This is a genomic window from Amycolatopsis albidoflavus (assembly GCF_039525725.1).
GTDB lineage: Bacteria > Actinomycetota > Actinomycetes > Mycobacteriales > Pseudonocardiaceae > Amycolatopsis > Amycolatopsis albidoflava.
On sequence record NZ_BAAAHV010000013.1, the window covers coordinates 189,801 to 200,902 of the forward strand.

Here is an 11,102-nt window from a genome sequence, read left to right on the forward strand (position 1 = left end):
GACGCAGGCGGCTACTGGCATCTGGGCGAGGATTTCGCCTCTCCGAGCGCGCCGCCGCCGGGAGGACGGCCGACGCCGACCGGTCCACGTACGAGAGATACTGCTTCGACGTCGAATAACAATACCCAGCAGCCGACGGTGCGCGGCCGTACGGAGAATCCGCCGCTTCGCGGAACCTCCCGGTTACGGCCCTCGTTTCCGGCAGACCGCACTCCGGGATGCGCTCGACGCCGTCCGCGCCGAGCGCATCCCGGCGGTCAGGAGCCGTCCTTCGGCTGGGTGCCTTCGGCCATCGGGGTCTGCACCAGGCGGACCGCGCGCCGCCGGTTGACGAACTGGCCTCGTCCAGGCGGGAGCACCCGCGGCTTGAGATTGCCGAGGAACGCGCCCTCGGTCTTCGGGCAGGACAGGAGCAGCGCCGGGGTGCCCAGCTCCCACATCCGCCGGATCGCCGGATTCATCATTGATCGGCTGGCACCGGAGGTGCTGCGCGCGATGATCACGTGCACGCCGATGTCGGCGGCCTGGGGCAGCAGCGGGACCAGCGGGTCCAGCGGGCCGCCGCCGGACGCCTCAGTCAGTTCGAAATCGTCGATGATGATGTAGAGCCGTCCGCCCTTCCACCAGTCGCGCAGCGGCAGCCGGCTCGGCGTGATCTCCGGCCCCGGAATCCGCGCCTTGATCACCGAGGCCGCGCCCGCGATGGATTTCGTGAGCGCCTCGGTCCCGACCGCGTATTCGAGCTGGTGCGCCGGCGGGATCGAATCGTGCAGCTCCCGCCGGAAGTCGCCGAACATCACCCGGGCCTCGGACGAAGTATGGTGCGCGGCGATCGAACGCGCGATGTGCCGCAGCAGATTGGTCTTCCCGGTTTCCGCGTCGCCGTAGATCAGCAGGTGCGGGCTGGCATCGAAGTCGTGCCAGAGCGGAGCCAGCTCGACGTCGTCGATGCCGAGCGGCACTTGCATCTCCGCCGTCGGACGAGGCGCTCTCGGGCCGGGCAGTTCCGCCACGGTGAGGGTGTTCGGCAGGAGTCGCACCTTCGGTGCCCGCGGTGCATTGGGCGATGCCAGCGCCTCCGCGAGTTCGACGGCCGCGTCGGCCAGGTCTTCGGTCTCGGATTGACCGTCGATCCGGGGCAGTGCGGCGAGGAAGTGCAGGCGTTCCGGGATGATGCCCCGGCCGGGGATGGCCGGAACCGTTGCCGCGAAACGGCTCTGGATCTCCGAGTCGACCGGGTCGCCGAGCCGCAGCTCGAACCTGGTGCCCAGCACGTCCCGCAGCCACGGCCGGATCTCCGACCACCGATTGGACGCGATGACCAGGTGGATGCCGAAGGACAGCCCGCGCGCGGCCAGTTCGGTGAACCGCTCCTCGACGTCCTCGAAATCCTGCCGGACGGTGTACCAGCCGTCGACGATCAGGAACACGTCGCCGTACGGGTCTGCGTCGAGGTACTTGCCCTCCCGTCGGGCCCGCCGGTAGCTGGCCATCGAGTCGATGTTGTGCTCGGAGAAGATCGCTTCGCGGCGGGCCATCAGGTTCGTGATCTCCAAGACGGTCCGGGTGACCCGGTCGCGGTCGAGCCGGTTCGCGACGCTCCCCATGTGCGGCAGTTTGGCCAGTGAGGTCAGAGTCCCGCCGAAATCCAGGCAGTAGAACTGGACTTCGGCCGCCGAGTGGGTCAGCGCCAGGCTGGCGATGAGCGTCCGCAGCATCGTGCTCTTGCCGCTCTGCGGTCCGCCGATGACGGCCACGTTTCCCTTGCTGCCGGACAGATCCGCGATCAGGAGCTCGCGCTTTTGCTGTGCGGGCAGGTCGATCAGGCCCATCGGCACGACCAGCCGGCCGGACTGCAGATCGCCGACCGGGCGCAGGCCCAGTTCGGGATCGTCGACCAGCGGAGGAAGCAGTTGGTCGAGCGTGGCCGCGCGCTTGAGCGGCGGCAGCCAGACCTGGTGCGCGCGCGGCCCGACGCCGCACAACCGTTCCATCAGGACGTCGAGCATGGTGTCGGTGGCTTCCTTGCCGTCGTCCGGTTCGGGCTCCGGTTCCGGTTCGGGCGCGGCGATCGGCTCGACGTACCGGACACCGAAGGGCACCACGTGTTGTTCAACCGACTCCAGCGAGGTGTTGTGCCGCCTGGTCCGGTAGGGAGCCGAGGAGTACGCCCCCTTGAACCGGATCAGCGTCTGCGTGTCCGGGCGCAGGTAGCCGTTTCCGGGACTGTTGGGCAGCTCGTAGGCGTCCGGGACGCCGATCACGCTGCGGCTCTCCATCGCGGAGAACGTCCGGAGTCCGATCCGGTACGACAGGTGGGTTTCGACCTTGTGGATCCGGCCTTCGTCGAGTCGCTGCGAGGCGAGCAGCAAATGCACGCCGAGACTGCGGCCCAGCCGGCCGATCATCGCGAAGGTGTCGATGAATTCCGGTTTGCTGGACAGCATCTCGCTGAACTCGTCCACGACGATGAACAACGCGGGCATCGGCTCGAGCGGCACCCCCTGCGCCCGTGCGGCTTCGTAGTCGCGGCGGGACGCGTAGTTGCCGGCCGCGCGGAGGTATTCCTGCCGCCGGTTCATTTCGCCGGTCAGCGCGTCCTGCATCCGGTCGACCAACTCCAGTTCCTCGGCCAGGTTCGTGATCACCGCGGAGGTGTGTGGCAACTGATCGAAGCCGAGGAACGCGGCACCGCCCTTGAAATCCACCAGCACGAAATTGAGATCCTCGGAGCTGTGTGTGGTGGCTAGGGCGAGCACCAGCGTGCGCAGGAGTTCGCTCTTGCCCGAGCCGGTGGCCCCGACGCACAGCCCGTGCGGGCCCATGCCGTCCTCGGCGGCCTCCTTGATGTCGAGTTCCAGCGGCGCGCCGGTGGAACTGATGCCGATCGGCACCCGCAGCCGGCGTTTCGCGGTCATCCGCTCGCGCCGGTACCGGTTCGGCTCGAACTGCGCCACGTCGCCGATCCCCAACAGGGCGGCGAGGTCGTAGTCGGCGGCCATCGGCTCGTCGTCCTCGGTCACCTCGCCGACCCGGTACCGGGCCATCGACCGAGCCAGCGCGGCCGCCGCGATCTCGCTCAGCTTGTCCGGCACGCACAACGGAGTGGCGTGCGCCTTACCGAGCCGGTCGAAGGTCACCGTCCGTGCTTGGTCCGCGTCGACGTCGAGGAACAGCACACCGGGCCGCTGGTGCCAGGGGAGCGAGCCGGCGACGTCCAGCACGACCGCGTTGCGATAACCCTCGTCCGCGGCGCGGTGGTCGCCCGGAACCGGGACGCCGTCGAGGATCAGCACAACGAACGGCTCCGACGCGGTGATCGGGGTGTCGGGCTCGAACCGGGGCCGGCCGGTGAAAGCCGGTCCGCCCAGAAGCAGTTCCGCCTCGTCGATTCCGCTCGCCAGCAACCGCACCGCTCCCGCGGCGTCCCGGGTCTCCGGGTCCTGGTGATGCGGCAGCCATTTGAGCCATTCCCACCGCTCGATCCGGTCCTCGGCCGCGCAGACAGCCAACCTGAGGTCGCCGGGGGCGTGCGAGGTGGCGAGCTGGCCGATGACCGCGCGCGCCAAGCCGAGGATGACTTCGTCGTCCCCGCTGAGCTGGACCTGTCCGAAACCGCGCAGGTATACCGCGATCGGCGCTTTCGGCACGGTCGTGTAAGCCTTCAGGAAACGCCGCAGCGCGTGGGCCGCGAGCGGTTCGAGGTCCTCGATCGGCTTGGTGTCGGGCGGGATCAGCGCCAGCGACGACCGCTGGGTGCCGACGCCGAGCCGGACCTCGCCGAAATCGTCGTGCGCCGGCCGCCGCTCCCACAGCCGATAGCCCAGCGCGATCGACCACAGCGCACCCGGATCGGGATGGATCCAGCGGGCCGCGCGTTGCTGCGCCGCCAGCGAACGACGGACCCGGATGCGGAGCTGAGTCAGATAGCGGATGTAGTCGCGGCGATGACCGTGGAGCTTTTGCTTGTGGGTCACCGAACCGCGGACCAGCTGGACGATCAGCATGCCCACCACCGACGTCAGCATCATCCCGCCGCCGATGTAGGTGAGCGCGCCCGAACCCGGCCGGACGAACATCATCACCATCGCCATCGAGCCGAGGCCCATCGGCGCGTACATCAACACGGAGCTGATGCCGCCGCCGGTGTCCTCCGGGACGGCAGGCGGTTCCTGAAGCTCGATTTCGTCGGCGGGTGCGGCCGGTTTCGGCCGTCGTGCCCGCCTCGCGAACAGGACGGTGCTCACGGTGCTCTCCCTCCGGTGGGGGGACTTCCCCTGTTTTGGCCCGATCGGCGCGAACGGCGCGTGCACCTGGCTGGTCGTGGCTAGGTTCGGGCCGGTTCTCGGTCTGTAATCCCTGGCAGGAAAGGACCCGGACACCACATGGAAGAGCAGACACAGCATCGCACAACAAGCTCGGCTAGGCTACATTTCGTCCTCGGCAAGAAAACCGTCGATGTGGCGTTGCCGGCCGAAGCGGCTCTGGCCGACCTGCTGCCCGCGATCCTGCCCCAGTTCGGCGGCGACCTGGTGGAACAGGGCGCGGACCACGAGGGATGGATCGTCCAGCGGCTCGGTCAGCCGCCGCTGGACGAGGACCGCACGCTGACGGAGCTGAACCTGCTCGACGGCGAAACGGTGTACTTCCGGCCGCGCGCGGACCAGCTCGCTGCGATTGACTACGACGACTTGGTCGACGGTGTCGGCGAGCAGGTTCGCGAGCATCGCAGCGCGTGGACTCCCGGGTACAGCCGGTGGATGTTCCGGCTGATCGCGGCGCTGGCGCTGGCGTTCGGCCTGTGGCTGCTTCCCGGTGCCGGTTCTGTCCGGGTGCAGGCGCTGACGGCATTGTCGATCGCGGTCTTGTTCTTGCTCGGCAGCGCACTCGTCGCGCGCGCCGCGGCCGACTCGGCGTCCGCGACCATCGTGGCCGGAGCTGCGGCCGCGTACGGCGCACTGGGCGGTTCGCTGCTCATCGGCTTGGCCGACCCGGTCGCGACGGTGCCGATGCGACTGACCGGCGCGGCTGCCGGACTGATCTTCTTCCTGTTCGCCGGCCTGACCGCGGTCGCGGACGCGGCGCTGTTGTTCGCCGGTGCCATCCTGTTCACGCTCGTCGTAGGCACCGCCGGGCTGATCGGCTCGACGACCGGGCTGACCGGGGCACAGGCCGCCGCGATCGGGCTGGTGGTCTCGCTCGTCATCGGAGTTTTCGTGCCCCAGACGGCCTTCCGGCTGTCTGGGCTGTCCCTGCCGATGCTGCCCACTGGCGCCGACGAACTGTCCGAGGACATCGAGCCGGTGCCGGCCGAGGTCGTGGTGGAGCGGGGGGCCGCGGTCGTCGCCTACTCCATGTCGCTTCACCTCGGGCTCGGCGCGGCCCAGGCGGTACTGCTGCCGATGGCCGTCGTCTCCCACGACGGCTGGACGACGACGTTCACTCTGGTGATCGCGTTTCTCTTGCTCCTGCGTTCCCGCCATCCCGGCGGTGCGGTGCAACGGTGGGCGATCACCGGGCCGGCGATCGTCGCGGTGGCCGCGAACCTGGTCGCCGCGGCGAACGCGCAGAGCGAGACCGGAAGGCTGGTCGCGGTGTGCGTGCCGGTCCTCCTCGCCGGTGTGGCGTTGCTGGTGTTCGGCCGGATCGTTCCGGGCCGGCGGTTGCGCCCGTACTGGGGGCGGGTGGTGGAGATCCTGGAGTCGATCACCGCGATCGCGGTTCTCCCGCTGCTGCTTCAGGTGCTGGACGTATTCATGAAAATGCGCGGATTGGCGGGCTGATGCAATCTCGCAAAGACCAGGTGCAGGCCTACTTCTTCGTGGTGGGCCGGTTGGCGGCGGCCGTGGTGCACGGCCGCCCCGACGCGTTGCAGCCGCCGAACCGGCGGCTGACTTCGGGAACGGTGCTTGGCCTGCTGCTCGGCGGCATCATGGCAGCCATTTTCGGGATCGTCGGGATCTTCGTGCCCGGAGGCGACACCTCGTGGCGGCAATCCGGCTCTATTGTGATGGACAAGGACAGCGGAGCCCGCTACGTCTACCTCGACAACCAGCTGCGCCCGGTGCTCAACTACTCCTCGGCCCGGCTGGCGGGCGGGAAGTCGAGCACCGGCCAGGTCATTTCGGTCGCCCAGAAGTCGCTTGCCGGAGCGCCGGTCGGGCAGCCGATCGGCATTCCCGGCGCGCCCGACGGGATCCCGGCGGCCGGCAGCCTGAGCACCGGCACCTGGACCGTGTGCGTCCAGCCGCCGGACGGCGGTCAGCAAGGAAGCCCGGTCGTCACCCTGCTGCTGGGCCAGCCGGGCGGCCAGCAATTGGCGGCGAACCAGGCATTCCTGGTGTCCGCGCCGGACGGCGGCAAGTTCCTGGTGTGGCAAGGGAAGCGCTATCGCATCACGAAGCGTTCGGCGCTCGAATCGCTGGGTTACGCGGCCTCTCCGCCGGTCCTGGTCACGTCCGGCTGGCTGAACTCCGTGCCGCAAGGGCCGGATCTCCAGGCACCGCCGACGCCCGGCGTCGGGCAGCCCGGCCCGATGATCAACGGGCGGACGACCTTGGCCGGGCAGATCTACCAGGTGCGCAACACCGCGATCGGCTCGGATCAGCTCTACCTGGTGCGCCAGGACGGGGTGGTGCCGGTGACGCCGACCGCTGCCGCGCTGGTTCTCGCCGCTCCGGAAACCGCCAAGGCATACCCAGGCTTGCCGGTGGAGCCCATCGCGGTCGGGCCGACGGCGATGACCGGGCTGCCGCAGACCTCGCCGTCCGGTCAGTTCGGCGACGGGTTGCCGCCGCAGCCGCCGACCATCGCGAATCCGTCCGTGGATTCGGTCCCGTGCATGGATTTCACCGCTGACCAGAACGGTGCCGAACGAGTCTCGGGAGCGCTACGCCCGGCGGCGGAGGTCGAGGCGCGGGCCATGCCGGTGGCTTCGCACGTCGCCGGCGCGACAGCGGACCGGATCGCCGTCTCCGCAGGCGGCGGGGCGCTGGTGCAGCAGCAGCCGACGGCGGCGTCCCCACCGGGAGCCGCTTTTCTCATCACCGAGACGGGCATGAAGTATCCGCTGGCGAATCCGGACGTCGTGAGTGCACTCGGATACGGAGGGACCGCAGCGCAGCGGGTGCCGCCCGAATTGCTCGCGCTGGTTCCGGCAGGGCCGCTGCTCAGCATTGACGCCGCGGTGAGCCCGGCCGGCGGGGCGGCGCAATGACTCGGGCGGGATTCTCGCGAGGGGAATCCCTCTAGTCCGTCCGGAGCAGTGCGAATCGAGGGCGAGTATCAGATAGGGAACTAAAATCGAGGGTATAGCCGGGCGGTTGTTTCGGCTGTGCAGTTTCGACCGGAGTTACCGCAAGGAGGAGCAAATGTCTCATTCAACTCAGCTCAGTCCCGCCACGATCAATACGCAGGCGAGCCGCCATGACCAGACCGCAGACAGTATCAGCGGACAGCTGGACCAGCTCAAGAGCCAGGTCGACGCCACTCTGGCGGCCAGCCCCAGCGCTGCGACCCGTGCATTGAGCTCCACCTGCGACCACTGGGTCGAATCGGTTCGGCAGTCGGTGCTGAAGCACCTGCACACCATGGCGGAAGACATCCGCGCCGAAGCGAACAACCAGAGCGCGGTGGACGAGCAGAACATGCACGACGTGCTGAACGTTCCGATGGACACCGGGGATTTCCTCGGAATCTGATCCCTGCTCCGAAGAATTGACCACCTGAACGAAAGGACCCAGGTTCATGTCTGCCGACGACACAATCACCTATGATTACACTACTCTCGAGACCTGCGTCGACATGATGTCCCGGAAGGCGAGCGAAATCCAAGCTCAGACCGACGAGCTGGAAGCTGACGTCAAGAAGATCATGGTCGACTGGAAGGGGTCCACCGCGGACGCCTACAACCAGCTGTGCGACAACCTTCGTGGCTCGCTCCACGCGAACGTGGGCAACCTCCAGAACCTCAGGGGCAAACTGGAGGCAGGCGCGGCGGCGATGCAGCAGCAGGACAGCCGGGGCGGCAAGGGCCTGCACTAGTGCGCGCGCGGCGTGCCGGGTGCGACCCGGCACGCCGCGCGCCGACATCTCGCAACTTTCAGGCAAGGAGCAGGCGACATGAGCACAAAATACAATCCCGACGCCATTGTTGGTGCGGCGAACGAGCTCGGGCACATCATGGACGACATGTCGGCCTTCGACGGTCTGAAGGCCGATCTGCCGAAGTTCGGAAACTTCGATCTCGCACAGTGGCTCGACGCGGTGGCAGACGACCGCCGCGACGGTGTCGTCGCGCACGCGGCGAACCTCAAGTCGGCTCTCGCGGCCATGGATTCGACTCTGAATCAGGTCGTGGACGGAGTGAAGAACGTCGACGGGGACAACGCGGACCAGATCACCAAGAGCATCGCCGGCCTCCGGGTCGAGGTGCACGAAAGCTCCGCCGACCTCCTGCAGAACACCGGCATCGCCGGCCCCGCGGATGCGTGAGGCGGCGAAATGACTACCCAGTACAACAAGGACGCCATCCAGAAATCGGCGACCAACCTGGGCAACATCCTTTCCGACATGAGCGCGTTTCAGGCGCTCGGGGTGAGCTGCCCGGATGCCGGCGTGTTCGATCTCGCGAAGTGGCTCGAAAAGCTGGTGAACGACCGTGCCACGGCGATCGTCGAGCACGCGTCGCATTTGCAGACCGCGTGCAAGGACATGCAGTCCTTCCTAGGCAATCTGGTGTCGACGTTCGACAGCATCGACGGGAACAACGCCGACCAGATCAAGTCCGCGGTCACGGACATGGAGAAGAGCATCGACGGCGACATGGGCGGCCAGACCTTCACCGCTCCCGGACTGCCCAACGCGCCGTTCGAGATGGTGCCGTTGCCGGGCAGCGCGCCTCCGCCTTCTCCTCCGCCGGCTTCCACGCCTCCGCCTCCGCCGCCCCCGGCTTCCACGCCGCCGCCTCCTCCTCCGGCTTCCACGCCTCCTCCGCCTCCTCCGCCGGCTGATTCTGATTCGAGCAAGAAGAATCACTACCAGAAGTGAGCATCTTGTGGCGGTCCAATTGTTTCCTCTATCAGTCCCGGAGAATCAACAACTTCACCGGGAGTATTCACCCGGTGAAGTTGCGGAAGTGACGATTCATTGCACGGAGCTGGCCAGTTCGTCGACCCGACGCCGAGGTTCGGGGCCTGGCGCACGAAAGCTCCGCGCACCTCCTGTCTGCGCCGGAGAGCGCGCCTCCTCCGTCGGACAACTCCGACTCGAACTCTCCGGATTTCCCCTGCGGATCGACCGACGACAACCCCCGACTGCTGCCTTCCGCGCGTTGCCGAGCGGTCGGCAGCACGGCTCGACGGTCATCTGACCTGCCCTGATCGGTCCCTTTCGGATCGCCCAAGAAACGGTTCCCAGTGAGGTTCTGCAATGTCTGATTCTTCACCGCAAGACGTCGGCCAGTTCAACGATGCGGCGCCGGCCTTGAACGTCAGCCAGTACACGTCCTGGGGTGTCATCGACGCGGCAACTGCGGACCTGACCCACAACGATGCGAGGGACGGCGCGCACGCCGGCCTCAGCAGCAATCACCAGGCCGAGGCTTGGTACGACTACGCGCACAAGGTCGATGCGGCGACTAAAGCGCTGGGTGACGCGAACAGTGCGTTCACCACGGAACTCAAGGCGCTGAAGGACAGTCTGCAGGGGGCCTCGGGCGATGAGTTCCAGAGGTACGCCGGCGACTTGCTCAGCAAAAGCGAAGAGCTGTATCAGACATTGAACAATCAACGGTACGGCTCGATCTGCGACAGCATCGGCCATGCCATCCAGGCATTCTCCAGTGCCTGGTGGCAGGCGGTTGACGGTTCGCACACGCAGGCCCAGCTGTCGGTCGACGCGCTGGCGCTCGGTGCCGAGACCGACCCGCAGAACGCGAGTATTTACGAGGCCGCTATGCAGGCCGTGGCCGCGAAGGCCGAGGTTGAACTGGTCAAAGAACTGCAGCAGTTGCTTCAGGGACTGGGCAACCAGTACACGGCGCGAGGCGGCGATCTTCGGCCTCTGCACATCATCACGGGCACTCCGGGCGGCGGCTCCGGGAGCGGTTCGGGCAGCGGGAGCGGTTCCGGCAGCGGCAGCGGTTCCGGCTCGGGCGGTTCCGGTTCCGGCAGCGGTGACTCCGGGAGCGGCAGCGGTTCCGGGAGCGGAAGCGGCGGTTCCGGCTCTGGCGGCAGTAGCGATCCGGGCAGCGGCAGTGGCAGCGGCAGCGGTTCGGGCACCGGCAGCGGCAGCGGCAGCGGTTCGGGCACCGGCGCGCCGCCAGCGCCGACTCCGGGGCTGGACCAGGGCTTGAACCAGCAGTCGCCGAACGCGCCTGCTTACAAGAGTTCGGGGCCGCCGTCCGGCAGCGACCCGTCGGCATCGGGCGGGGCCAGCCCGGCGACGCAGCAGGCGCTGGATGCGGCGAAGCAGGCCGCAGACAAAGCGATTGACGGAGTGAAGAGCCAGACCACTGACCCAGCTGCCAAGCAGGCGCTGGACAAGGCCAAGCAGGCTGCCGACAACGCCATCGGCGGGTTGAGCGGGGCAGGCGGGTCGCCCGCCGGCGGGGGTGCCGGTGACCCGGGCTCCGGTGCTGGCTCCGGTGCCCCGGGCTCCGGCTCCGGGGGCTCCGGCTCGGGCTCTCCCGGTTCCGCCGGCGGTGTCGATCCAGCCACGCAGCAGGCGCTGGACGCCGCGAAGCAGGCCGCCACCAACGCGATCGACGGGGTGAAGGGGCAGACCACCGACCCGGCTGCCCAGCAAGCCCTCGACAAGGCCAAACAGGCGGCCGGACAGGCCATCGACGCTCTTGGCGGCACACCGGGGAACCGGGTGCCGGTCGGGCAGCTCCCGGTGGATCCCTCGGAGGCGAAGAAGGCGGTCGACGGCGCGGTCGACGGTGTCGCGAAGGGGCAGAGCCCGGCTGTTCAGAAGGCCTTGACGGACGCGAAGAATGCCGCGGACAAGGCGATCGACGGCCTGGGCGCCAACGGGCAGCCGTCGGTGGCGGATGCGAAGGGTGCGGTGGATAAGGCTTTTGACAAGGCGTTGGGTGATGC

7 protein-coding genes and 1 pseudogene are annotated in these 11,102 nt (G+C 68.0%); 7 read left to right on the forward strand and 1 reads right to left on the reverse strand.

Annotated features, from left to right (window positions below; all coding sequences use genetic code 11):
- Positions 1-257: 257 nt before the first annotated feature.
- Positions 258-4,247, reverse strand: coding sequence for a type VII secretion protein EccCa (gene eccCa / locus ABD156_RS24470; protein WP_344278047.1), 3,990 nt, complete (start codon positions 4,245-4,247; stop codon positions 258-260).
- Between the two features lie 138 nt (positions 4,248-4,385).
- Here eccCa and eccD point away from each other — a divergent pair, with 138 nt between their 5' ends.
- The 7 genes and pseudogenes from eccD to ABD156_RS24505 form a co-directional block, all read left to right on the forward strand.
- Positions 4,386-5,783 (forward strand): type VII secretion integral membrane protein EccD, encoded by a 1,398-nt coding sequence (gene eccD / locus ABD156_RS24475; RefSeq protein WP_344278050.1) that lies wholly within the window; start codon positions 4,386-4,388, stop codon positions 5,781-5,783.
- A complete protein-coding gene (eccB, locus tag ABD156_RS24480) occupies positions 5,783-7,216 on the forward strand; it encodes a type VII secretion protein EccB (protein WP_344278053.1) in 1,434 nt (477 codons plus the stop codon). Before eccD ends, eccB begins: the two co-directional genes overlap by 1 nt.
- A 154-nt stretch (positions 7,217-7,370) precedes the next feature.
- Positions 7,371-7,700 (forward strand): hypothetical protein, encoded by a 330-nt coding sequence (locus ABD156_RS24485; RefSeq protein WP_344278056.1) that lies wholly within the window; start codon positions 7,371-7,373, stop codon positions 7,698-7,700.
- 46 nt (positions 7,701-7,746) lie between these two features.
- On the forward strand, positions 7,747-8,043 hold the full coding sequence (locus ABD156_RS24490; RefSeq protein WP_344278059.1) for a WXG100 family type VII secretion target: 297 nt from the start codon (positions 7,747-7,749) through the stop codon (positions 8,041-8,043).
- Positions 8,044-8,121: 78 nt separating this feature from the next.
- Entirely contained in the window at positions 8,122-8,493 is a 372-nt protein-coding gene (locus tag ABD156_RS24495; protein WP_344278062.1) for a hypothetical protein, read from the forward strand.
- A gap of 9 nt (positions 8,494-8,502) precedes the next feature.
- Positions 8,503-9,048: a hypothetical protein gene (locus ABD156_RS24500; protein ID WP_344278065.1), complete on the forward strand. Its 546-nt coding sequence runs from the start codon at positions 8,503-8,505 to the stop codon at positions 9,046-9,048.
- A 381-nt stretch (positions 9,049-9,429) separates the two neighbouring features.
- Positions 9,430-11,102 (forward strand): annotated as a pseudogene (locus ABD156_RS24505) (hypothetical protein); the annotation flags it as partial.